General features: G+C 56.7%; 23 protein-coding genes. 11 read left to right on the top strand and 12 right to left on the bottom strand.

The window, feature by feature from the left end:
* Window positions 1–168: 168 nt before the first annotated feature.
* The gene (locus GC165_11445) at window positions 169–2,313 is read right to left on the bottom strand and encodes a hypothetical protein (GenBank protein ID MBI1333480.1); all 2,145 of its coding nucleotides are present in this window, start codon (window positions 2,311–2,313) and stop codon (window positions 169–171) included.
* 160 nt (window positions 2,314–2,473) lie between these two features.
* Between GC165_11445 and GC165_11440 the strand changes: the two genes are divergently transcribed.
* The 3 genes from GC165_11440 to GC165_11430 are packed head-to-tail and all read left to right on the top strand — an operon-like array spanning window position 2,474 to window position 6,707.
* On the top strand, window positions 2,474–3,937 hold the full coding sequence (locus tag GC165_11440) for an amidohydrolase family protein (GenBank protein ID MBI1333479.1): 1,464 nt from the start codon (window positions 2,474–2,476) through the stop codon (window positions 3,935–3,937).
* Between the two features lie 31 nt (window positions 3,938–3,968).
* A complete protein-coding gene (locus GC165_11435; GenBank protein ID MBI1333478.1) occupies window positions 3,969–6,371 on the top strand; it encodes a hypothetical protein in 2,403 nt (800 codons plus the stop codon).
* Between the two features lie 3 nt (window positions 6,372–6,374).
* On the top strand, window positions 6,375–6,707 hold the full coding sequence (locus tag GC165_11430; protein MBI1333477.1) for a cysteine methyltransferase: 333 nt from the start codon (window positions 6,375–6,377) through the stop codon (window positions 6,705–6,707).
* Here GC165_11430 and GC165_11425 read toward each other — a convergent pair.
* Window positions 6,666–7,700, bottom strand: a complete 1,035-nt coding sequence (locus GC165_11425) for a hypothetical protein (protein ID MBI1333476.1) — start codon at window positions 7,698–7,700, stop codon at window positions 6,666–6,668. The two genes, GC165_11430 and GC165_11425, sit on opposite strands and share 42 nt — an antisense overlap.
* A 263-nt stretch (window positions 7,701–7,963) precedes the next feature.
* Between GC165_11425 and GC165_11420 the strand changes: the two genes are divergently transcribed.
* From GC165_11420 to GC165_11400, 5 genes are all read left to right on the top strand, one after another.
* Window positions 7,964–8,254 (top strand): co-chaperone GroES, encoded by a 291-nt coding sequence (locus GC165_11420; GenBank protein ID MBI1333475.1) that lies wholly within the window; start codon window positions 7,964–7,966, stop codon window positions 8,252–8,254.
* Between the two features lie 3 nt (window positions 8,255–8,257).
* Window positions 8,258–9,865, top strand: coding sequence for a chaperonin GroEL (gene groL, locus GC165_11415; GenBank protein MBI1333474.1), 1,608 nt, complete (start codon window positions 8,258–8,260; stop codon window positions 9,863–9,865).
* 667 nt (window positions 9,866–10,532) lie between these two features.
* On the top strand, window positions 10,533–10,970 hold the full coding sequence (gene tnpA / locus GC165_11410) for an IS200/IS605 family transposase (protein ID MBI1333473.1): 438 nt from the start codon (window positions 10,533–10,535) through the stop codon (window positions 10,968–10,970).
* Between the two features lie 153 nt (window positions 10,971–11,123).
* Window positions 11,124–12,974, top strand: a complete 1,851-nt coding sequence (locus tag GC165_11405) for a DEAD/DEAH box helicase (GenBank protein ID MBI1333472.1) — start codon at window positions 11,124–11,126, stop codon at window positions 12,972–12,974.
* Window positions 12,975–13,013: 39 nt separating this feature from the next.
* Window positions 13,014–13,559, top strand: a complete 546-nt coding sequence (locus GC165_11400; protein ID MBI1333471.1) for a DUF4265 domain-containing protein — start codon at window positions 13,014–13,016, stop codon at window positions 13,557–13,559.
* On the opposite strand, the gene GC165_11395 is transcribed toward GC165_11400, so the two are convergent.
* The 10 genes from GC165_11395 to GC165_11350 form a co-directional block, all read right to left on the bottom strand.
* Complete coding sequence (locus tag GC165_11395) at window positions 13,551–13,985, bottom strand: hypothetical protein (protein MBI1333470.1); 435 nt, start codon at window positions 13,983–13,985, stop codon at window positions 13,551–13,553. The two genes, GC165_11400 and GC165_11395, sit on opposite strands and share 9 nt — an antisense overlap.
* Window positions 13,986–13,988: 3 nt before the next feature.
* Window positions 13,989–14,198: a hypothetical protein gene (locus GC165_11390; GenBank protein MBI1333469.1), complete on the bottom strand. Its 210-nt coding sequence runs from the start codon at window positions 14,196–14,198 to the stop codon at window positions 13,989–13,991.
* The gene (gene mnmG, locus GC165_11385) at window positions 14,195–16,099 is read right to left on the bottom strand and encodes a tRNA uridine-5-carboxymethylaminomethyl(34) synthesis enzyme MnmG (GenBank protein MBI1333468.1); all 1,905 of its coding nucleotides are present in this window, start codon (window positions 16,097–16,099) and stop codon (window positions 14,195–14,197) included. Before mnmG ends, GC165_11390 begins: the two co-directional genes overlap by 4 nt.
* Window positions 16,090–16,599, bottom strand: coding sequence for a GAF domain-containing protein (locus GC165_11380; GenBank protein ID MBI1333467.1), 510 nt, complete (start codon window positions 16,597–16,599; stop codon window positions 16,090–16,092). Before GC165_11380 ends, mnmG begins: the two co-directional genes overlap by 10 nt.
* Window positions 16,600–16,655: 56 nt before the next feature.
* Window positions 16,656–17,426 (bottom strand): hypothetical protein, encoded by a 771-nt coding sequence (locus GC165_11375; protein ID MBI1333466.1) that lies wholly within the window; start codon window positions 17,424–17,426, stop codon window positions 16,656–16,658.
* Window positions 17,426–17,650 carry a hypothetical protein gene (locus GC165_11370; GenBank protein MBI1333465.1) on the bottom strand — a complete coding sequence of 75 codons (225 nt, stop codon included), beginning with the start codon at window positions 17,648–17,650 and terminating at the stop codon, window positions 17,426–17,428. The genes GC165_11375 and GC165_11370 overlap by 1 nt, the downstream gene beginning before the upstream one ends.
* Before the next feature lie 56 nt (window positions 17,651–17,706).
* A complete protein-coding gene (locus tag GC165_11365; protein MBI1333464.1) occupies window positions 17,707–19,845 on the bottom strand; it encodes a hypothetical protein in 2,139 nt (712 codons plus the stop codon).
* Between the two features lie 28 nt (window positions 19,846–19,873).
* Window positions 19,874–20,302: a hypothetical protein gene (locus tag GC165_11360; GenBank protein MBI1333463.1), complete on the bottom strand. Its 429-nt coding sequence runs from the start codon at window positions 20,300–20,302 to the stop codon at window positions 19,874–19,876.
* Between the two features lie 39 nt (window positions 20,303–20,341).
* Entirely contained in the window at window positions 20,342–21,067 is a 726-nt protein-coding gene (locus tag GC165_11355) for a PEP-CTERM sorting domain-containing protein (GenBank protein ID MBI1333462.1), read from the bottom strand.
* Between the two features lie 462 nt (window positions 21,068–21,529).
* Window positions 21,530–22,246, bottom strand: a complete 717-nt coding sequence (locus GC165_11350; GenBank protein ID MBI1333461.1) for a hypothetical protein — start codon at window positions 22,244–22,246, stop codon at window positions 21,530–21,532.
* Window positions 22,247–22,320: 74 nt separating this feature from the next.
* On the opposite strand from GC165_11350, the gene GC165_11345 reads away from it, so the two are divergent.
* Genes GC165_11345 through GC165_11335 form a run of 3 tightly spaced genes read left to right on the top strand, consistent with a single transcriptional unit; the run spans window position 22,321 to window position 24,439 of the window.
* Window positions 22,321–22,908, top strand: a complete 588-nt coding sequence (locus tag GC165_11345) for a DUF4375 domain-containing protein (protein MBI1333460.1) — start codon at window positions 22,321–22,323, stop codon at window positions 22,906–22,908.
* Between the two features lie 24 nt (window positions 22,909–22,932).
* The gene (locus GC165_11340) at window positions 22,933–23,394 is read left to right on the top strand and encodes an EVE domain-containing protein (GenBank protein ID MBI1333459.1); all 462 of its coding nucleotides are present in this window, start codon (window positions 22,933–22,935) and stop codon (window positions 23,392–23,394) included.
* A gap of 46 nt (window positions 23,395–23,440) precedes the next feature.
* A complete protein-coding gene (locus tag GC165_11335; protein ID MBI1333458.1) occupies window positions 23,441–24,439 on the top strand; it encodes a hypothetical protein in 999 nt (332 codons plus the stop codon).

Raw genomic sequence — 24,439 nt, 5'->3', positions numbered from 1 at the left:
AAGCAGACCGTAGGCGAAGCGTTGGGGAGGAAATTGAGTATTAATGTCGGATGGCTCGTAGTTCCAGAGGCTAGTAGCTTGCGGCCAGAAGCTGACAAACGGGGCTGCCCCGGCATTAAGCCGAGGCATTGTGGGTCCAGTTGAAGCTAGTCAACCGAGGGCGGTCCGCTAGGCCGCCTTCAGATGCCCTGCATCCCCCGCTTGCACCAGCTTAAACCGATTAATCAAATCTGTTAGCTCCTCGCTGAGGCCCGCCAGTTCCTGCGCCGCTTCGCTCGTGCTCTCAACCGCCATCGTTAGCTGGGCAACGCCCGCCGCCGTCTGTTCGCTGATCGCCGCAACCGAGGAGACTTCCCCGCCGACGCTGTTCGCCGCACAAGCCATCTCCTGGCTCACGACGGCATTTTCCTTGGCCGCTCGGGCAATCGTGTCATTGTTGACACGCGCTTCTTTCGTCAAGTCTGCCGCCCCTTGTGCGCGGGTGGCAACGGTCTCCGCGCTCGACAAGATTCCCGCCAAAGCCTCGCCGGCAATTCGGCTCTTTGCCGATCCCGCCGTAGCCTCTGCACTCGTGCTTTCGATCGAAAGCACCGTCTCCGCCACTGTTTCGCGTACGGAGTCGATCAGCCCGCTGATCAGCTTGGTCGAACTGCTAGCCTGCTCGGCCAGTTTGCGAACCTCGTCGGCCACAACCGCAAAGCCCTTTCCGTGCTCTCCGGCGCGTGCTGCTTCGATCGCCGCATTCAAGGCCAAAAGGTTCGTCTGGTTGGCGATCTCTTCAATCGTGTTCACGATGGCGCCGATCTCCTGTCCTTTCTTGTCGAGGAGCTTAACCTTTTCTGCCGACTCCTGAACCGTCTGATTCACACGCACCATCGCTTCGACGGTTTCGTTGACGGCAAGGCCGCCCTGCGCCGCGACCTCGGCCATTTCTTGGGCCAAGTCCGTTACTTCCAAAATTCCGTTGGCCGTCTGCTCCAGCGACTGCGTCGCCGTCTTGACGAGATCCATCTGGTTGCGACTGCTGACTTCCACCGACTCAACCTGAGCGTTCAGCTCGGCCACGACCGCCGACGAATTCGCCGCACTCTTGGCCAGGGTTTCGCTTCCACCCGCAAGCTGGGTCGCCGTAGCGCCGCTCTGCATCGCCGCCGCCGCCAGGCTTTCGCTCATATGCGATACCTGTGACGAGCTTCCGCGGATCGAGAAAAGCACGTCGCTGACCGAGTTGCGTGCAAAGTTATAAGACTCAACCGCACCTTTCAGGTCTCCGAGCATTCGGTCAAAAATGTTCTTTCCGTTGGAGTCAGTGCTCATCGGTTGCGTCGTCGTTTCCGCCCGAGCCGTCAGATCGCCCTTCGCTAGAGCCTCAAGACCGTCGCGAAGCTGCGTAATTTCCGCATCCATGATCGACGTCACCGCGCCGTGGAGCGAGTTTCGGGTGGCATTGTAGGACTCAACCGTATTTCGGAGATCCACCAGCATCGAATCAAAGATGTCCGCGATCTGACCGAACTCGTCGCGGGTACCTAACTGCATAGCCTCGGTCGAGCTCTTCGCCTCCACCGTCAAATCGCCTTCCGCAAACGCGGAGATTCCTTGCGCCATGCTGGAAACCTCCACATCCATGATCGACCGGAAGCGACCAGAAAGCATGGTCAGGGATCGCTTGATCGACCTGACAGTGACGATCAGGATGCCAACCGCCACCACGACCGACACCAACAGCATGAGGATGATGCCCTGTCGAACTTGCTGCATGGTACTCGTCTCTTCCGCCTTGAGAGTGTCGATTTGGTGATCCTCAGCCGCCTGGAAGTCTTCAACAGAAGCCACAAACGCGTCGATGCCTGTCTCTCCCGAAATCATGACGCGATGACCTTCCTCCGTCTTTCCATCCAAAGCCAAGGCCACCGCCTGTACAAGTCCAGACTTCACGCCCGCCCACTGGGTTGTAAACGTTTTTGCTGCTTTCTTTTCGGCATCGGTGTCGGCCTTTTCCGTAAAGGTCTTGAGACTTTCCTCGATCTTCTGAAAATCGGAATCCACGTCGCTCTTGAACTTCAATCGGTCAGAATTGCTCGTCGCGGCCAAAGAATTCTTCGCGGCTCGAACCGCGAGGAGCGTGTTGACCTGAATGTCGGAAGCGGTGCCCATCGATCGGGCATCGCCAATTGTGGTCATCGTATTACGATCGAAGGTTGCGAAGCTACGAAACGAAAAGAGGCTGATTGCAAGGGTGAGCAAAATGCAGGCAAGGAAGCCAATGCTGAGTTTTGCTGCGACTGGAAGGTTCTCGAACAAGCGTTTCATCGGTAAATACACCAGGTGATAAAATTGATATCGGTCTAAGTAGAACGATTCTTTAGCAGACGAGAAAAACTAAGGTAAGCGTTCTCACAAAATACGTATTCATGGGCACAAGCGTCATTTGTCGTGCCATTTTGTACCATTCGGTTGTAAACTCGCGATCATGAGTTCTTCGGGTTTCTCCCGCCGAGAGATATTGGTCGCTGGAGGTTCCGCGCTGGCCGCATCCTCCCTCGGTTTCTCACCCATCCTCCACGCCGACTACGATCTCGTAATCGCCAACGGACGCCTGATCGACCCCGATTCGAAGACCGACGGAATCCGATATGTCGGAATTCGGGGCGGAACCGTCGCCGCCATCTCAAAGACACCGATTAAGGGACGCAAAACGATCGATGCGACCGGCCTCGTCGTCGCTCCCGGCTTCATCGATCCCATCTCTCACGGCCAAGACCTCGAAAACGATCAGGTCCAAGTATTCGACGGTCTCACCACCAAGCTCCAGCTCGAAGCCGGCGTCCGTGACCAGGACCAGTGGCACAAAGCGATGAAGGGCAACCGAATTTGCAACTACGGCGCCGGGGTCGGCCACCCTACCATTCGCGGCGAGGTCATGGGCAACGAGCACGATGCGGAACTCTCCCCTTCGACCCCAGCTCAAGTCGACAAGATGGCCAACATCATCGATGAACAATTGCGCAAGGGTGCGATCGCCGTCGGATACGGATTCGAATACGTCCCGGGCTCGACCCGAATGGAGGCCTTCCGCATGTTCGAAGTCGCCGGAAAGCATGAAGCCTCGTGTCACGTCCACATGCGCTACGGCACCTACCTGGAAGAGCAAAGCGTCTTCACCGCCATCGAAGAGGTCGTTGCCCTCTCGCTTATGACCGACGCCCCCCTTCACATCGTCCACGTCCCCAGCATGGCCCTCGGTCAGACCAAGGACGCATTGATGATGATCAACCGGGCTCAAAAGGCGATGGCCGAGCGCGGGTACCGCTTCCTCACCTGCGACTTCTACCCCTACACCGCCTTCGGAACCGGCATCAGTTCCGAGGTTTTCGCCGAGGGTTGGCAACAGCGATTCGGCATCGACTATCCCGATCTAGAGTATGCTAAAACCCACGAGCGCCTCACCAAAGAAACCTTCGAGAAGTATCGGGCCGCAGGCGGTATGGTCATTGCCCACGCCATCCCCGAAGCCGCCGTTCAAGCCGCCATTCAGAACCACGGCGCTATGGTCGGTAGCGACGGCGGACTCACCAAAGGCGTCGGCCACCCTCGTTCGGCGGGAACGTTCTGCCGTGTCCTCGGTCGCTATAGCCGCGAACTCAAGCTCATCGATCTGTCCGAAGCCATCCGCAAAATGACGATCATGGCCGCCAAGCGAATGGAGCACCGATGCCCCGACTTCAAGCGCAAGGGCCGAGTCCAGCGAGGAAGCGACGCCGACATCATCGTCTTCGATCCCAAGACCGTCTCGGACCGAGCAACCTTCGATGAGCCCGCCCTCACCTCGATCGGTATGCACCACGTCCTCATCAACGGAGTTCAAGTCATCGAAAACGGCAAACTTCGAGACGTAAGGCCCGGAACCGGACTCCGCACCAAAGAAAAGCATTGACAGTACTTTTGCTAGGTGTTAGAACCTTGGCATGCTGGCCGCGCTGATCTCGGTTGCGTTCTTCCATGTTTCGACTCGCCACCTGACCCTTAGGATTGGGACTGGTGACGACGATTTTCGCAATGGAAGCAAGTTAGACCTGAAGGTCGTCACCCGCTCTGGCGCCTTGGTGCCAATCGAAATCGCCCGAGGCCAGCGATTCCCGGACCGGACGACCCAGACCATTGGTGTCGATCTTCCCCGCGATCTCGAAATCGATTCCATCGAGCATCTCGAGCTTCGCTACTATAATCGCCATCGCGACTTCATGGAGGACGACAAGTGGCGATTCAATAGTTTGGAAGTCAAAGCCACCGTCCTCGGCGGTACTCAAACGCTCTACGACAACCCACATGTCGATCAATTCTTCCAGAGTGACACGACATGGTCGACCGGCACGCTTGCGACCTTCCGCCGTTCCGGCGGCTTTCTCATCCAGGTCAACGACGAGATCGGTCGCCCACAGCCCAATACAGATCTTTTCCTGAACAACGTCAACATCGGGCATACCAACGCGGCAGGTCAGTTCACGACCCTAACCCCTATCACCTCCGCATCTCAACTCATCGCTCGGTCCCGAATCCACGAGCAGGACTATTATCGATCCCACCACTCCGATGACTCGACCCAAAATTGGAACTATCGCGTCTACCAAACCAACGTTCGAATCGATAATAGCGGAACTGCCATCCCAGAATTCTCTGTCGTCGGCGACCGGGTGAACGTCGTCGTCAAGAAGCGCCAGGCCCTTTTCGGCCTCAACCTTCTCTACTGCACCCAAATGGACGAGCATCCATCTGACAACGCCAAATGGATCAACCTCGTCATGGGTGTTTCGCAGTTCCTGTACAACGCCACCGACGGCCAGTTCTTCGTCGATCACGTCGTCTTCACCAAGCAGTCGCAGAACTGGGATGACTCCGACGGTCGCATCGTCTCCGACAACGGTTATCGCGCGAACGTCCCCAACCAAACGGGTGGCTTCCTTGGCCAAAACATTGCCGGCACCTGCATGATGCTCAGCCGCGCTAACGACTCCCCCACCCTTTCGCACGAGTTCGGCCACTACGGCCTCGATGTCCGAGACGAATACTCCGACGACGACGGCAACCTCAAGTGCACCCTCACGCTCGACACCGCGGGTTCGCCCTTCCAAATGAACCAGCCCAAGGCCAGTTGCATGATGTGGAGCCAGTGGAACGCAGGCAAAATTTGTAGCTCCATCAGCAGTAACCCACACCGTGACGGAACCCGCCAAGGTTCCCAATCCTGTTGGGACAAACTCGTTAGCCGATGGAATCGCCCTGGTTCCGCGGAACTCATCACCCCTAGCGCCCGGGGCACGGTTCTTGGCACGATCACCATGGGTGGCACTCCGGTCGGACTCAACTACATGATGCCGACGATCTCGTTCGAAGGCACATCCCGCCCGGGCATTCTTCCATCGGGCAACCTTCGCGTCGTCAATTCCTCTGGCTCAGCCGAGGCCGGCGCCAAGGTTTGGATGCAGGAAAACGGCCCCGGAGGGCACAACTTCTATATTGGGACCACCGATAGCGGCGGCAACATTACCGTCGAGGGTAGTCACTGGCTTGACACGTTCAGCGCACAAAGCATGGACGGCCTTCGACTCGGATCAGTCGCCAACACCCGCACCTTAGCGTCCACGCTCGTCGTCATGGGACCCACCACCGAAGCTGTCGCCCAAGTTCGTCCTGACAAGGGCAAGGGCAAAATCATCATCCCTCAAAACAGAGGGCTTCTCCCCATTCCCGTCGAAGCTCGCCTCGTTCCCAGCCTTGAATTCACCGTCGAAAAGAGTCAGAAGCTGGAGAAAATAGATCGAGCCGTTTTGGAACTCGACGGAGGTCGGGCCGGAAATGGCGGTAAGGTGACGCCCAATGCCGACGGCACTTGGACGATCCGCTTCGGCACCTACCCCGAAGCGAATGGAACCGTGTATGTGTTCGGCACCGCGAAAGACGGCCAACCCGCCTTTGGCACCTGCGCTATTACTCTTGCCACTCTCAAAGGTGGCAGGCCGAGAGAAGTGTTCGGACCGGCAGGTCAAATCGGTCTCAGTCTTTTCACCCAAAAAACGCAGACCGCCAAAATCCTGATCGCCGAAACCTCGATGGTCAGCGGAGCCGACTCGCAGGGCAATCCCTCCCACGCCTACCGAATCCTTTCCGATGAGCCTTCTGTTCTCGAAGGTTGCCCGCTTGAGTTCCGAGTGCCAATTTCGCGCCGTGGCCCTCGCCCAAGGCTTACGCTCCTCATCGGCGACAAAGCGGGCAAGAATCTGAAGCCGGTCGCGAAAGCGGTCGACCATCGCGGGCTAAACTTGATCACGGCAAAGGGCGCTGGGGAAGGTACTTACGTCGTCCAAGAATAACCGATGAAATTCGAAACCCACCAGGAAGTCTATGAGTTCGTCAAGACCATTCCGAAAGGCAAAGTGATGAGCTATGGCGCGGTCGGTCGGTGTATCGGTCTCACCGGCCGCCAAGTGGGACGAATCATGTCGATGATGGACGCCCAAGACATTCCCTGGTGGCGCGTGCTCGCCCACGACGGCACCTTTTCCATCGCCAAACGCAATCCGCTATTGGAAAAAGAACAGCGGGACCGCCTCGAAAGCGAGGGGGTCCCGATTAAGGAGAACGGCAAGGCCGATATGCGGGTCGCCCTATGGGTTGGCGATGCCGATGCTCTTGAGGAAGGGATCTAGGTCGCCCGTCCCGGCGCCGATCTGAACGTACCTCACCACCCGCTTATCGTCCAACACGTACAACGTTGGATATCGCGTCACGCCAAAGCGCGAAACGATGGAGTCCGACGGAAGCTGCGCATCGATGACAAGGGGGAACTTCGGCTTGCCCCGGAACATCTTCTGCCAATCGCGAATGCGCGATACGCCGATGATCCCAACGCCCCTCGGTGTCTTACCCGCGATCTTATCGAACTTGTTCAACAGGTCCGAATCTGCTCCATTCTTATCGTCGAAGAAGATGATGATCGAGAGTTTGTTCGGCTCCATGAACTTTCGAAGCAGGTCCATCGACTCGACTCCGGTCCCTTCCGGCACCGTGTCGCCTGCCTTGGCCATTCCCGGTTCGGTGATCAACTTCTTCGCATCGTTCTCCGCCGGTTTGTAGGAGAACGTCGAGTCGTCCACCAACGTGTCCAGCTTGACATCCTGGAACCGCATCCGAACCTTGAGTGAGTTGTCTCCGACAAAATCGACCCCGAGAGGGAGCGCGGTCTTGGCATCCAAAAACACCTGGTTGCCGCTCACCGTATAGGTCGCCGCCTCCTTACCATCGAAGGTTGTCATGCCGATGTTGGCGGGCTCCGCCGGGAGCTTCTTCGCAATGGCATCCTTCGTGAACTTATCCAGCAAGGTCTGCCCTTCGTTCACCGTAAAAGCCTCGAATCCGGGCAGATACAGAAGGTTGAAGACCCGCACGTCGCGCACTGTATAGGTGCCGTCGTCCAGATCGACCGTCGTGCGAACCCGGCCATCGCAAAGTTCCTGCGTCGAACCAAAAGTCAGCGCCATTTTGCGATCTTTCTTCAGTTGAAAGTCGCCTTTGCCTGTCCCTTGATCGATCTGCTGGGTAAAGCTTCCGACCACCGTCGTCGCCTTCCCTAATATGTCTTTACTGCGCGCAAGGATGTCCTGTGCACGACTTGCCTGAATCGCGGCGCCCGCGATTATCACCCCAAATGTGACCATTCAATTCTTCCTTGTAATAAGTGCCGATCCACCCGATCCATCGGTTCGACCGATTTGTAATGTTTACCGACCCTATCATACGCAATAGAAGTGTTTGAAAGGTATTTGTTTCCCTTTTCAGTCAAATTAGGACCAAATTTGCAACAGTCGATTCGATCCTGTCGTTAGCACTCTCTGGGGTACACTGCTAAAATGTGCCGACGGGCGAAAGGTCGTCCGGCGACCCCATTTTTCATATACGGAGAACTATGAAGATCAAACCGCTTCACGATCGAATCGTCGTGAAAGCCGCCGAAAAAGAGCAGATGACTGCTGGCGGCATCATTCTTCCTGACACCGCTCAGGAAAAGCCTCAACGAGGCGAAGTTTTGGCCGTTGGCCCTGGCAAGACGCTGGACAGCGGCACGGTCGCACCGGTCGATGTCAAGGTTGGCGACCATGTCTATTACGGCAAGTACAGCGGCACGGAAGTGAAGGTCGATGGCGATGATTTCGTCATCCTTCGCGCCGACGACGTTTTGGCAGTGGTGGAGAAATAAGCGATGGCTGCAAAGGAAATCAAATACACCGACGAAGCACGAAAAATGCTCGAAACCGGCGTCGATAAGCTCGCGAACGCCGTCAAAGTCACTCTCGGCCCCCGTGGTCGCAATGTCGTTCTCGAAAAGAAGTTCGGCTCGCCGACCGTCATCAACGACGGTGTGACGATCGCCAAGGAAATCGAACTCGAGAACCGATTCGAGAACATGGGCGCTCAGCTCATTCGCGAAGTCAGCAGTAAGACCAACGACACCGCTGGTGACGGAACCACGACCGCGACCGTTCTCGCGCAGGCCATCTTCAAGGAAGGCATCCGCAACGTCGCCGCCGGTAGCAACGCCACCCAGATCAAGCAGGGCATCGACAAGTCAGTCGACGCCGTGGTCGGTGAGTTGAAGAAGCTCAGTACCCCGATCAAGACCGAAGGCGAAGTCGTCCAGGTCGCCACCATCTCGGCCAACGACGCCGAACTCGGCCAGTTGGTCGGCCAACTGATCCACAAAGTCGGTAAGGATGGCGTCGTCACCATCGAAGAGTCCAAGTCGATCGACACCGTGACCGAGCAGGTCGACGGTCTGCAGTTCGACAAGGGCTTCATGTCGCCTTACTTCGTCACCGACGCCAACCGAATGGAAGCCGTCTACGAAGAGCCGCTGATCCTCTTCCACGAGAAGAAGATCGCCAGCGTACAGGATCTCGTTCCGCTTTTGGAAAAGGTTCTACGAATGGGCAAGCCGTTCATCATCGTGGCCGAAGACCTAGAGAACGAAGCGCTTGCGACCCTGGTTCTCAATCGAATCCGCGGTTCCCTTCCCGTCGCCGCCGTCAAGGCCCCTGGCTTTGGCGACCGACGAAAGGCGATGATGGAAGACATGGCGATCCTCACCGGTGGCCAGTTCATCAGCGAAGACCTCGGCATCAAGCTTGAGAACGTCACGCCTGACATGCTCGGCTCCTGCGGACGAATCGTCATCACCAAGGAGACCACGACCATCGTCGATGGCAAGGGTCAGAAAGCCGCGATCGAGGGCCGACTCGCCCAGATCAAGAAGCAGGTCGAAACCACCGACAGCAACTACGACAAGGAGAAGCTTCAGGAGCGACAGGCTAAGCTGAGCGGCGGCGTTGCCGTCGTGAAGGTTGGCGCGGCCACCGAAACCGCCCTCAAGGAGAAGAAGGCTCGAATCGAAGACGCCCTCGCCGCAACGCGAGCCGCGCTCGAAGAAGGCATCGTCCCCGGCGGCGGCACCGCGCTCATCAGCTCTTCCAAGGCGCTCGACAAGCTGAAGCTGGAAGGCGACGCCGCCATCGGCGTTTCGATCATCCGCAAGGCTATCGAGGCTCCGCTCCGAACCATCGCCCACAACTCGGGCATGGAAGGTAGCGTGGTCGTGGACACCGTCAAGCGAGAAGGCAAGGGCTTCAACGCCGCCACCCTCGAATTCGGCGACCTGATCAAGCAGGGCGTCGTCGACCCGACGAAGGTTGTCCGCCAAGCTCTGGAGAACGCTTCGTCGATCTCTGGTCTGCTCTTGACGACCGAAGCTTTGGTGGCCGAGATTCCGGAAGAAGAAGATCAGGGCCACGGCCACGATCATCACCACCACTAAGCGGTTGGGTTAGAAGCGAAAGACGCCTCATCGAATTTCGATGGGGCGTTTTTTGTTGATCTCCACCGCTCGCCGAGGAAGTGTACGAACGTGAACAGACCCCACGAACCGAATTCTGATTTTCTGTGACCCACTTCGGGGTCATTTGTTGGGTGGGATCCAATCTTGGGGTGCAGGCACCCCAAGCTAAGGTCTGCGACCACTTTGTGGTCGATCTCCAGATGTTGGCAAAGTTATTCAAACAAAGAGAGGCTGATCGGTTCGAAGCCTTTGAACATGATCTAATTGCAGATGGTTCCTAACACTCTCTTCCAACCCTCACTACCAGGACGCGACCTTAGAGATGTCCCCGAACCCTGACCTCGAGGAGGTCAAAGACCTTAGACCCGGGTGCCTGCACTCGGGGTAGGACGATGAATCGCCGACCCCGAAGTGGGTGCAAACCAAGTGCTACGGTCCAACGTCACTTCGAAATATCTTTTTGGCGCGACTTCGGATTTACTTGTTTATCCGTGACCACAAATACATTCGGCTAATCTGACTTTGACGGACTCAATGACCTCGAAGAGGTCAAAGACCTTAGCCCCAGGTGCTTGCACCTGGGGTAAGTCCACGACAAATCACGACCCCAAAGTGGGTCGCAGACCAAGTGCTATGATCGATTGTTATGTCGACATACCTTAGCCTCAATGTCCACATTGTATTCAGCACGAAGAATCGAAATCCGTACCTACAAGGCGAACTGCAGACGAGAGCGCACGAATATATGGGTGGAACCGTTCGAGGGCTAGGGGCCATTCCTCTTGAAATTGGCGGGGTCGAAGATCATGTTCATCTGCTTCTTCGCATCAAAGCAACCCATTCAATATCTAATCTGGTGCAGGAAATCAAAAAGGCATCGACAAACCGCTTACAAGAAGATGTCCGAGATTTTGCTTGGCAGGGTGGTTATGCGGCTTTGTCCGTTGGCTACAGCGAAATCGCCGAAGTAACCAAGTACATCCAGAACCAAGTCGAACATCATCGGAAAATGACCTTTGCTGAGGAGCGCTTGGAGATATTGAAGCTGGCGGGGATCGAGTACGATCCCCGGTTTCTGGACTAGGGTGCCCCACTACGTCAATCTGCCAGTTTTTCTCGGAAGCCCCCTGCGAAGCGGTAAACTATTTCCACTCGGAGCTACCAACGCAGGTCTCCATTCCCCCGCTTTTCCATACCCGCAACCTTGGGTACGAAATTCGACCAACCCAAGATCAACATGCCCAAAAAGAAGAATCAAGACGCGCCCTCCAAGGCGAAAAATGCCGATGCCAGCGGCAATTTCAAACCTAAGAAGAAGTGGGACGCGGCTCCCCCAAAGTCCAGCAAGAAGCCGTTCCGAGGCAAGCCCGATCGCGAACGACCGAAGAAATCCGAGCGAGTCGCACCGCCTAAACCAGAACCGACCGTCGTCGACGCGACGACCTTTACCGAACTTGGCCTCGCCGAGAACACGCTGAAAGCCATCGCTGACCTCGGTTTCGAGGTTCCAACCCCGATCCAGGCCCTCGCTATTCCTGCCCTTCTCACCGGCGGCGACTTCATCGGCCTTGCCCAGACCGGAACGGGTAAAACCGCCGCATTCGGTCTTCCGCTCATCGAAAAGCTGAGCGCCGAGGACAGTAGCACCCAGGCGCTGATCCTCGCCCCAACGCGCGAACTCGCGGTTCAGGTTGCCAAAGGCATTCATGACTTTGCTAAATACGCCGGCCTGAAGGTCGTTCCTGTGTACGGCGGACAGCCGATGGACCGTCAGTTCCGAGCCTTGCGCATGGGTCCTCAGATTGTCGTAGGCACTCCTGGCCGAGTTCTCGACCACCTACGCCGTGGCTCCCTCAAGCTCGACGAGGTCAAAGCCTGCGTCCTCGATGAAGCCGATGAGATGATGGCGATGGGCTTCAGTGAAGACCTCGACGCCATCCTTTCCGAACTTCCCGAGAGCCGCCAACTCGCCTTCTTCTCCGCCACGATGGCCCCCCGCGTCCTCGACATCACGAAGAAATTCCTTCGCGATCCGCAGAAGGTCGAGATCGTCGCCAAACAGCGCACCCTCGAAACCACGAACCAAACCTACTACGAAGTCGCGCCCGGCAAGAAGCAGGAAGCCCTCGTCCGCGTCCTCGATATGGAAACCCCTGGTTCGACCATCGTCTTCTGCCGAACCCGTCTTGAGACCGCCGAACTGAGCGATTCGCTCGGCTTGCACGGCTACAACGCCGAGCCGATCCATGGCGACATGAGCCAAAACGACCGTGAGCGGGTGCTGCGCCGATTCCGCGACGGCATGACTGACCTGCTCATCGCCACCGACGTCGCCGCCCGGGGTCTCGACATCGACAGCGTCACCCACGTCATCAACTACGACGTACCGTACGACGTTGAGCAGTACATCCACCGCATCGGCCGCACTGGACGGGCGGGCCGCACCGGCGATGCCATCACGCTGATCTACCGAAAAGAAAAGCGCAAGCTGGAGAATATCGAGCGGCTCATCGGATCGAAAATTCAGCCGGCCCGGATTCCCACCACCGCCGACATCGCCTATCGTCGCCGTGAGGCATTCGTCGAACTGCTTCGGGAAACGCTCGAAGCGGGCGAATACGAAGCGATGCTCTCTGCCGCCGATGAGCTTGCCGAACAATTCGATCCGCTCGATGTCGCCGCCGCCGCTTTGCAATTGCTGTGGAAGGAGCGTCACCAGCGCGACCACGTCGAGGATGAGGAAGAATCCTTCGCCGATTTCGAACAGCCCGAAATGGGTATGGTCCGAATCTTTGTTGGCATGGGTCGAAACGATGGACTCCGCCCTGGCGACCTCGTTGGTGCCATCATCAACGAAGCCGGATTGAACGGAAAACAGGTTGGCGTGATCGAAATCCTCGACCGCGCCTCGTTCGTCGAGGTGCCCACCAACGAAGGTCAGAGAGTGGTCGAAGCCCTCGCGAACACGAAGCTGAGGAACCGAAAAGTCAAAATCGAATTTGCTCAACCCGCCTTCGGAACGACCTCTGGGCCGAGCCCGAAAAAGGGTCGGGGCGAATTCGGTAAGAAAAAGAAAGGTCGCTGGTAGCATTTGCCACCACCTTTCAGTTCAAAATCAAGGGCATCGATGGGTCGTTTCGAGGCCGTGAAAAAGCTATTTGGCTTTGGTCATCACATAACCATTCCGCCTGCTGTTGATCCGAGGCTGTCCGAAATTGACGACTGTGAGCCAGATGCCAAGGTGCGGTTCCCTCTGACAAGTGACGATCCGCACTCGGCCGAACGGGTTTGGGCAACTACGATGGGCGATCACCAGTACCGCATCGAAAACTACCCTTTCTATGTTTATGGTGTCTCCTGGAAGGACCTCGTCTACGCCGTTCCCGACGAGCCAGGTGACATACCGACCTTTCGACGAATCATCGCAAAGTCGGGAAGCAAGACCGTCAGGATCATAATTGAGGACCTGGAAGGTAATCCGACAGAGCATCCCGTCCTCAAGGGCCTCAATGATCGAGGGTGTTGGTTCGAGTGCGCCTTCGGTTCGCTCTTTACCATTTGCCTTCCACCCGAAGTCGATCTCTGGGCGATTCGGGAATTCCTTCTCGAATCCGGCGCGCAGTTTGAGCATGCCGACCCTACCTACAATGAGCTTTTTCCAAACTCAAACTAGCTCAGAGCAGAATTGTCGAATAAGTGGGTGCGCATATTCGTACGCCGCCCACGTCGTCTCGACCCATTGCCGAATCGCGGCATCTCGATCGTCAGCCGCCAGCACATCGCCGATGTTTGTCGGAAACGATAGGTGGCGAACCTCGAGCAACGGCCAATCGGCCCGCTTTGTATCCTTCGATTTCGCCATGTGCGCCATCTGCACGTCGTAGCCCGTCGCGCCGTGCTCGCACACCAAGCACAGCCCCATAAGACCAAATAGCCGCTGAATCGGCGACATTGAATCGTCAAGGTGTTGCGCTGCGTACGCATCGACCGCCAGTTGATGAATAAAAGGGGGCCGTGGCTGGGCCAGCGTGTAGAACGACAGTTCCGCGAACACCTCTTGGCAGGACCCAACTCCCGAGTAGCCGCAATTAGAACACATCGCCTACTTCTTCGACTCGTTTGCGTCGATCGCCCGGCTCAGCAACGCAAACCCGAGCGACAGCACGAGCAGGATCAGCCCGACCGGCACCGCCGCCCCGCCCATGACCTGGGTTGGCGAAGCATTTTGGGGCCGAACAACGTAGCCGATCACGAGCATCAGCGGAATATAGAGTACGAAAAAGAGGCCGAGGAACGTCTTCCAAAACTTCATGCCTTCTCTCCCACCGCCGACCGGCCGACCTTGCCTCGCAGGTAGCCCACTACTAAGGCGATGTCCGTCGGACGAACGCCCGGTATGCGCGAAGCCTGCCCAATCGTCGACGGGCGAATGCGCGACAGCTTTTCCTTCGATTCAAAGCTCAACCCCGCCATCTTCTCGTAATCCCAATCCGCCGGAATCTTCATGTCGTCCAGCTTCATCGCACTGTCGACCAGCCGCTGTTGCTGCGCGATGTAGCCCGAGTACATCGCTCGAAGCGAAATCTGCTCCCGCACCGCCTCGTCCGTGGGCAAAACCAACTCGCTTCCGATCGCACCCGCGATCCGCTCAATCACGTCGAGCCCGACCTCGGGTCGGCGCATCATGTCGAACATCGAGGTCCGATTCTTCGATCCCTGCAAGCCCAGCGCTGCCATTTCGGCGTCGTGGGCTGGAGTCACAAACGTGCTCTCTAGCGCATAGATTCCTTGCTCGATCGCCTCTTGCTTGGCCTCGAACCGCGCCCATCGGTCGTCGCCGCACAATCCCACTGACCGCGAAAGCGGCGTCAATCGCTCGTCGGCGTTGTCATGGCGCAATAGCAATCGATGCTCGGCTCGTGCCGTCAGCATTCGGTAAGGGTCCTCGACGCCCTTCGTCGTCAGGTCGTCAACCATTACGCCGATAAAGCTGCTCGTTCGCGGGAACGGTACTGGCTCACCTTCGCGTGCGAACTGCGCAGCGTTGATTCCCGCCACAATTCCCTGCCCCGCTGCTTCCTCGTAGCCACTGGTTCCGTTCAATTGCCCCGCCAAGAAGAGGCCTGGTACCAGCTTCGACTGCAGTTCCGGCGTTAGCTGGAGCGGGTCGGCCATGTCGTACTCCACCGCGTACCCAGGGCGGAGCAACTCGACGTTTTCCATGCCCGGGATCGTCCGCAAAAGCTCGATCTGAACCCAGGCTGGAAGCGACGTCGAGACGCCCTGAACGTACATTTCTTCGCCCATCCACGTCTCCTGCTCTAGAAAAACCGGGTGCGAATCCTTGTCGGCAAACCGCACGATCTTGTCCTCGATGCTGGGGCAATAGCGCGGCCCGACGCCCTGAATCTGCCCGGAGTACATCGCCGACTCATTCAGGTTCGCGTTGATGACCTCGTGCGTGTTCTGGTTCGTGTGCGTCTGCCAGCACGGAAGCAGGTCGTGTTGCGGCGAAAAATGATCGTGCAGGAACGACATCGGCCCGGCGTCCAGTTCGCTCTCCATCTCCAGCGTCTTGCCGAAGTCGATCGAGCTTTTGGCCACGCGTGGCGTCGTGCCAGTCTTAAAGCGTCGAAGTCGGATTCCGAATCCAGCCAGCGAAGCCGATAGGCCGACTGCCGCCTCGTCGCCGTGGCGCGCCGCCACCGTCTGCTTCTTGCCCTCGTGGCACAGGCCGTTGAGGAAAGTGCCTGTAGTGAGCACCACCGACCGGGCGAGAATCGGCGTCCCGTCCGACAGTTCGACGCCGGTCACTCCGTACGAGTTCGTCAAAACCCGCTCGACGCTAGCCTGAATGAGCGTCAGGTTCGGCTGGTCCTCCAGCACTTTGCGCATCAGAACCGGGTACAGGTCCTTGCAGACATGCGCCCGTAGGGTCTGAACCGCCGGACCCCGCCCCGTGCCGACGCGTCGAATATGCGTCATAGCAAAGTCGGTCGTCACCGCCATCTGTCCGCCGAGGGCATCCACCTCGCGCGCCATGTGCCCCTTCGCCGGTCCACCCACCGAGCAGTTGCACGGCAGGTGCCCGATGCGATCCAGGCGCATCGTGATGCACGCGGTCTTGAGTCCCATTCGCGCGGCCGCAAGGCACGCCTCGATTCCAGCGTGACCGGCCCCGACGACGATGACGTCGAACTGCGTCACTCCCACCTCTCGGCCAATATCTCGGCCAGCTTGGTCAAAAGCCCCTCATCGCTGGCGTCAAACGCCCCGACCTGATGCCCATCAATATCGATTTGGCCAATAATGACACGTTGCCCTTCCCCTTGCTCGTCAGGGGGAAGGGTTGGGATGGGGGTTTGTTGCCCGACTTCTGGACGATAGATCAGCACCACCAACTCCGATCGCGTCTGCAAGGAGCAAGCGAGGTAGTTCGAGAGCTCGCGCACATCCTTGATGACCTGGTTCTTCCCTTCCGCAACCGCGGTTCCGCACACTCCACGACCAACCGGAATATGGGTGTGGTCGGTCTCCGCGCCCACGTACTCATCCAAGACCAACGTGTCACCCTCCAACCGATAAATCCCCGACCAGTTGTAGGTGTCCAGGGTATCGAGCTGTTCCATCGCCAGACGCCGCAACGCCGCTCCGTGTAGCGGAGAGTTCAGAACGGTGTCTAAAATTCGCGATGCGTCGGCAGGGGTAACCACTAAGTCTATTGTGACATAGGTCATCAGGCGGATCGGGGATAGAGAATCCTTGCGATTTAGTCCAGCCTGAGGTCAGAAGAGAGAGCAACGTAGTGCTTCGCAAACCAGTCTGGCACCTCAGATTCAATCCAGACAGCCTTTCCATTCTCAAATTCTGCAACAAGGGAGGTGTCCCCCTGGTCTTGCGAGTTATCAAATACGTAGGCTCGCCAAGATGTTTGGACAGCCTCGTAAAGAAGACTCATACTCCGATCATAACGTTCCGTAACCTTCGTTGAGTCGACGTTATGTCCACCATCCAGCACCCGATTCTTGATCCGCGCAAGGTTAATCTGCACATCATCGGTTCCCACAAAGTAGAGATAAGTCTTGTACCCGAGCCCTCGTGCCTCCCTGAGCATATCGATCTTGCTCCGATGAGAAAGCACTGTTTCGCACGTGAACGACTTGCCTTCTTTTAAAAGTCGTGAGCGAACAAAGTCAGCAATGGTAGCAGCGAAGTAGCCGTTAGGTTCACCTTTGCCTATCGAAAGACGGTCGCCCTCCAATGAAAGCTCCAGGGCCTGGACAGAGGTTTCCGAGCGGCGCAACTGTGTACTTTGCTCCATAAAGTCGCGCAGATCATCAATGTCGATCGAGAGGCCGAACTGAGAGAAATCGAGAATTCCAAATTGGCGAAATTGGTCCTGAATCTCGTCTGCATTTACGAAAGTCACGATCAAATCCCCAAGCGAACCCTTCAAGTCGTCGAGCTTCTTCTTGATAGTGGATTTGCCGGAGCCGTTTGGCCCGGCAATCATTCGTAACCGTGGAACAGAAAGGTCCATTAACTTGCTGGCTTCTTTACCAACATCACCTTTCGACGAGGAGGCAGGCTCTTGAGCACAACATCGTCCTTTCCAAGTTGTCTCTGCAACAATTGGCCGTCTTTTGAAATGATGAGTACACGTCCCTCTTGAAAATGATGAAGATACGCCTCGCGGACAGCCATTCGAACTGCCTCCGGAACCTTGTCATCAAGGTCTTCAATGTGTAGATTGGAACTCGCCATCCTTATCATTATTCCTCATTTATATTGACGCTCATGTGGACTAAATTGATCAAGACTTATGGCCGGGCGATCAACTCGCCGCACGACGCGAACGACTGCAGAGGATTGTCGCCACAGGCCGGCGTCCCAATCACCCGAACGCCATACACCTTCAGGCTTTTCAGCATATCGACCTTAAAGGCGTCTCCCGCCTTCAGGCTCCCTCGATCCGTCGCCGTGGTCTTCGGATACCCGACCACCGGTGCAATCGTCATCCACTTGCCGTCCTTTGCGATCTGAACCTCAAACTTTGGCGGTTCAACTGATGAGTCAAACCATCCGCCGTCGTGAAACAGCCCGCCCAGCACAAACTCGAAGTGGCTGACCTCTACCGGAGACTCCAGGTTCAAGGCAAACCAAGCAGATTCGTGCTTCTTCCCGTCAAACGTCACCACGAAGGTTCCCGGATCGCCATCGCAAATGGAGCCGTCCACATTGCCTTCCACCGATCTTGACTCCTTCGCATCCTGGAAGGCCGAGGTCGCCAACGGTTGAGTCGGAAGCCAGATTCGATAGCGGTCATCGACGATGTCGGCAAACCGAACAAGACCGTCATCCGCCGCCTTGCTCATGTCTTTGCAAAGCACAAACGGTCCTTTGGTCCACGCCAAATAGGTCTCGCCACCAATCATTGACTCGTTCTTGACCAATGGCATGTCAAACGAAAGATGAACTCGCAACGTGACCTCTCGCTTGGGCTTGATGACATACCACCCGTTACGAATCGTGCCGGGAACATCGGCGCGGAAGTTCGTCGCCCACTTCGGAATACGGATCGCCAACTTCGCCGCGCCCATTGGAGTCTCTGCCTTAAAGTGGGTGGCAAAGGTGATGTTCGACTTTCCTGCGTTGGGAAAGCTCGACTGCTGATCGACCGTGGTCGTCGATCCAGGCAGGTTCACCGTGGCGTGGCTGGTCTCAAGGGTGTTCACGAAGATAGTGTTCTGCCCATCGAGGGATCCCGTCAAGTACGCCGTCTCGGGAATGATCGCCATCCCCCTCGGCCCGCTTGACAGGCAACAGCAGGTCTCGGTGGTGTACGGCTTCTTCCCTTCCAACGATGTGTAATAGCACCAGGCGCTTCCATCCGGCTTTTGCGCGGCGGCAAGGTGGTTGTATTCCGATCGCTCAAATTCTTCCGCGTATTTGGCCTCGCCAGTGAGGCGCAAAAGCTGTTGGCATAGTTGCATCCACGTCACTGTCACGCACGTCTCGCCGACGTTCTTGGAGGTTTGGTTGGGCAGGTCGGTACCCGGGTGAAAATGCTCGTAGTAGCTGGCCGTCCCCGTGATGTACAGTTCGTGCTTGACAATGTCGGCCCACGCCAGTTCGGCCACGTGAAGATAGCGTTTCTCGCCGGTTGCTCGCGCCAGTTCGCACAAGCCAACCAGATTCGAAAGCATCTCGTAGGCTTTGCCGTTCCCGACCTGGTCGATCGGCTTTCCCGCCTCCAAGGTGGACATGATCTTCGGCCCGCCTGGCTCCTCCCATGAACTCACAATGTACTTGGCAAAGTCGAGATACTTGGCTTCGCCGGTATGGCGATAAAGCAATGTCATCGGCTCCAAAATGCTGGTCGCCGCCATGCCCATGTGCGTTCCCGCCGACAGAATGCTTTTCTTGCCGGGACCGAAAGTCGCGATCATGAGGTCGCCGATCTTTCGACTGCAATCCAGCGCCGACTTGTAACCGGTAAACCGGTAGTAGGTCAGCAGACCGATTAGATCGTACTTGTGCACCCACACATCCCAGTCGGCGTTCTCATACAGCCCAAAGCGCTTGTCCGGCGTGTAGGTACCCAGGTAGCCGTCGGGTTCCTGACAAGAGATCAGCTCCTTCACCGCCGAATCGAGCTTAGTCTTCAGCTCAAAATCTCTTGTATTCGCCCAAGCCAGCGTCGCGGCATGGATCCATTTGCCGATGTGCTCGCCGATCCAAGGATGGCTCCCCGGTCGATGGTGAAACCCTTCCAGCAGGGGCTTGAGGTCAACCGTGCGCAAACGGTTGACCTCGCTATCAGCGATGCGCTGACCGATGTAGCCCGCGAGATGGACCTCCGCTGGCGAAGACTCTCGCATGACATCGGGCAACTTGTCGGCAACCCGGTACAGGCCGACTTGAGCAATGGTAAAAAGGGCGAGCGCAATCCCGACCATGCCCCGGTTTTACCTCTGATTGAAGATGTCAGAGGCGTATATCACGCGCCGAAATCGGCTTCCGAACGGGCTCTTTCGTCAACATCAGCGCGATCGACGGCCCAAAAACCAAACTCACAATCACGCAAAGAGTATAGAGGCCCATACACTTCAGGAGGGAGGGAGAACGAAACGCCTCAAGTACACAAGGCAGTCCAAAAACCAGAAACGCGCCAACCGCAATCTTCGCACTCTTGATCACCATCGCTTTCAGTTCGTTACGACGCCAAAGGCCGACAACTCTGAAAATCGAAAGCACTTCCAAGATAGCCGACCCTGCACTACTAATCATGACCGCGGAAATCCGCTGATCGTGATAGTGGGTGACAAGAACCCAGAGAGCCGGAACGCATAACCCGAGCGGCCCCAGTATCAACCATGCCGCGCCGACCAGATTGAACGCCCGCTCACGATTCACGTCACTTATTCTAACCTAAACTCGCTGAACGGCCAAACCCTAACTTGAAGACCGCTTTCGGCGTCGAAGAAGGAGCAGACCGCCCCACCCCACAGCAAAAATCGACGCTGGCTCCGGCACCGCCTTGATGTTCACCGAATCCCAATAGGCATCGGGAGCCGCCGTCCCTATCACCGAGTTGAACTTGACGGAATTGATGACCTCATCCGAATGGAACGAACCCGACCCAATCAGAGCGTCATCGACGAAGTATTGAGTGGACTTGGCGTCAAAATCCAGTTTGATCATGAAATGGTGCCAGGCATTCCTCGACCCGGAAGGTCCTTGGCCATAGCCTTCGGTCTGTGAATAAACGAAGAAGGCATCGCCGTTGCACGCATAGCCGATGTCGGCCAAGGTCTGCCCTGCATCGCTCACGATGCCAAAGTTCAGCGACCGACCCGAGGTGTCGTCGCTACGAACATACAGATCGGTCTCCGCGATCAGCATGTTCTTGAACGGGTCGCGCGCATTCCATGCAGGCTGGATGAAGTTGCCAACGGTGGTATTGAGGCCGTTGGAGGCCAGCATCTGCGTTCCGCTGGTCGCAGGCGGATTGTCGCCGCCCTGGGGAACCACAAAGAACGATGTCGGCGACGACGTAAACCAGCCGCCCTGACCGTCCACTGTCGAAAAAGAATACGAGTCGAACCCGTCGTGCAAAAGCGTCTGAGCCGAAGCGAGAGAGGAAAGCCCAAGCAGGACTCCAAAACCAAGGAATTTCACAAACCCAGCGTATCAGGGAGTCGCGGGTACTTCAATACCAGGTTTGTCTGCCAGGGACCCCGATGGTGAATCTAGACCATGAATGGTGAAAATAGACGAACTTTACGTTAAGGTTCATACCGACGCGATGGCTCGAAAACCCTGGTCAACTGCGCAACAACGACCATCACCGACCCAAATATGGCTACTGGTACAACGACCCAACAAATCGAATTGTGAGTCCAGAGGGCCCAGATGCTGAGGATCAAAATGGCCATGTTCGCGAGTGAGAACAGGAATCCATAGGGGGATTTCTGAGTGCCGACTTCGACTATCGAAAGCGCCAAACTCACGAAGGTGAGTAAGGTCAAGAAACCAACAATGACGCTATACACTGCCTACAATTATAGGCAATAACCCAATCGGAAGCAAGGCTCTCCCCTTCCCGCACGCGGAAGGGGTTTTGGGGTGCCAGATAGAAAACTAAATAACGCGGAGCATCGTTTCCGTATCGATGACTTCCAGCTTCTGTTCGCGGCTCTTCGGCTTCTTCGTCCGATCCTGCTTCGGCCAAAGGTACGGCAGGGTCTTGGAGAGCACATTCTCCTCGCCAAACGTTCCCAACACGAGCGAGCGGTACTGCACCGCACGGTTAATCAGCGCTTGGTGGTGCTGGCGGCGCTGCGCTCGAAGGTGTCGCTCCTGGGCAAAGGCCCGCTCGCGCGCCTTGAATGAGACCCGAAGCACTTGGATGCCTTGGCTGAACGCCTCAAAGGTCGTGCCATCCGGCATGACGATCGGCTGAATCCGGCTGATCCGCTTCCAAACCTGCTGAGTCTTCTCCACGCTCGCCATGAACTTGGCTTCGTGCGACCGAACGTCGGGCAGGGCTGGCAGGTCCTTCGCATACTCCGGCTGAAGGCCCCGAACCAGGAACGCAAACCGCTGCATGGTCAGCCGCATATTGGTCTTAAAGAGCCAAAGCTGCTCGCTGGCCTTGTCGCGCTGCTCGACCACTGAGTCGATGTTCGCTGACATCTCGTCGAACTGGGCCACAGCGGCCACAAACGAATCGACGGTGTAGTTCCCTTTGAGAACGATTCCAGAACCCCGGAGAGACTGATTTGAATTCTGCCAATGCTTGATGATGCTGTCGAAAATCTCTCGGGCATCGCTTAAATCAAGAATCGTCTGTCTCATCCCTAAGGTTCAACGATACCCAGGTCTTTCGCCGGAATGTACTAGCGTTTTTTACAGCACTCACGTTGTTTCGGATGCGATTCATCCAAAACGAAACGTTCCGTTTGAACTCAACTTTCGTACCTGCTAGAATGGGTCCCATGCCCGAGCTTCCCTTCTTCGAGGACGACGGTCAACGGTCGCTTGCGCAACTCTTGTCTCTGCGCGGAGCCTATCGTGACGACTCGCTCGTGATGGCCATTCGTGATCGACTCCACCGTCAGGCGAGAGGCACGAATTACACTAAAGTCGAGTTTGCAATCCTGGTTGTCGAAGAGTTGGAAGATCAAGTAAATTCGGGCGGATTCTCGTCGTTCTTCGATTACTCGCCCGAGTGTGTCGCCCCAGCAATTGAAGCGCTCAAGGCTATCAGCTGCCCCACTGCGGCGTCCATCGTCGAAAGGGCCGTCCAGGCAACCGGCAAAAAGGCTACCGACATCGATGGTCTCCACAATTCTGAAATAAGCGCAGACTTTGATACCTTGGACGCCGAGTTCCAGCAATATCCCGATCCAATCGTCGAACGGTTGCTTGACTACATCACCGCTCATGCGACTGAGATCACCGTCGATATTCCGGCAACCAAGAAATCGTGGTTCCAACGACTGTTTCCTCGCCGCTGACTTTATGCCAAGATTTGGTTAGACATGAACTATTGGCTCTTCAAGTCCGAACCGGAAACCTACTCGATCGATGACCTCAAGCGCGTGGGCAAACCGGCGATGTGGGAAGGGTGCCGCAACTACACGGTGCGTAACTTCTTCCGAGACTCGATGGCCGATGGCGACATGGCGTTCTTCTACCACTCCGTCGCCAACCCGACCGGCATCGTCGGCACGATGCGTGTGGTTGGTGAAGCCTATCCCGACCCCACGCAGTTCGATCCCGTGTCTGACTATTTCGATCCCAAAGCTCCTGCCGACGGCTCACGGTGGCTCCTGCGCGACGTCGAGTTCGTCAGCAAATTCAACCGCTGCATCACCCTCGCCGAACTGCGCGAGACTCCGGGCCTCGAAGACATGTTTGTCGTCCGCAAGGGTCAGCGCCTCAGCGTCATGCCCGTGACGAAAGAAGAGTGGGACATCGTGATGTCCCTGCCCGGAATCTAGCGCCAAGAAACCGCGAGGTCGTTGGACCGTCCAAAAGGAAGAACCTATGTTCATTTCTGCGCTTTTGGGAATGCCAAAGACCGATGAAACGTTCGTCAAAAGTCTGGCGAAAGCGCTCAATCCTGCGGCAGTCGTCCGAGTCGAAACATCGACAGACGACAAGGAGACCTGGACCTTCCTCGATTGCAAGGCAAAAACCCTCGCAAGCTTGGAAGTCCCCGAAGATTGTCGCGATATCCGCATGTCTCCAGACGGAACCATGGCCCTCGCCACCCTCGAGAAATACAACTTTGACACGAAGAGGACCACTGGCGAGTTTCTGGTGGTCGATCATACGGGCCAAATTGCCAGCCATCACTTCGATGACTATTGCGTGGCATCATGGTTCGGCAAAGGCATCGTTTATGTGGGCACGAAACAGCCGCTCACCCGATGGGCTCCTTCCGAAGGCACCTGGAAGGAATCTCCGATTTCGGACATCACAACCAACGAAATGACCGTTGATGGCGACACCCTCTGGTTGAGCAAATGGGACCCCAAAGCTCGCCTCCACACGATCATCCACCTAGATTCAAACGGCAAGAGGCTTCAAGCTATTCCGACTGACGAATTTCAACGAGATATCATCGCCACTTATCCGGAGAAGTCCCTGTTGGTAATTAGGATGTTGACTACGGGCGGAGACGGATTAGGCCCTCTATCGCACTTGGTGGTTTTCAACACGGACTCTGGCCACCAGCAGCTGGTCGATGACCATATGGACGGAAGGTACACATGGCATCCTCAAGTTGGAATTCTCGGATTTGTCACCAGGCCGAGCGCAGGGAACGGTCAACTGGCCCTGCTTTCCATGAAGACTGGCCGCACAATCTCCGTCGGTCCAAACGATCTCAATTTGGCGTCATGTGCAGAACTCGACGACCGCACAGCCCTGGTCGGCGACTGGGATGGAAGGCTGTTCACCGTCGATGTTCTCACTCACACCATCCGTAAACTCGACCTTGGCTTAGGCAAACAGATGCTCGCCGTTTCTCGCTGCCGTTAG

Source organism: Armatimonadota bacterium (genome assembly GCA_016125185.1).
Taxonomy (GTDB): domain Bacteria; phylum Armatimonadota; class Fimbriimonadia; order Fimbriimonadales; family Fimbriimonadaceae; genus Fimbriimonas.
This window is presented reverse-complemented; position numbering and strand designations above follow the sequence as displayed.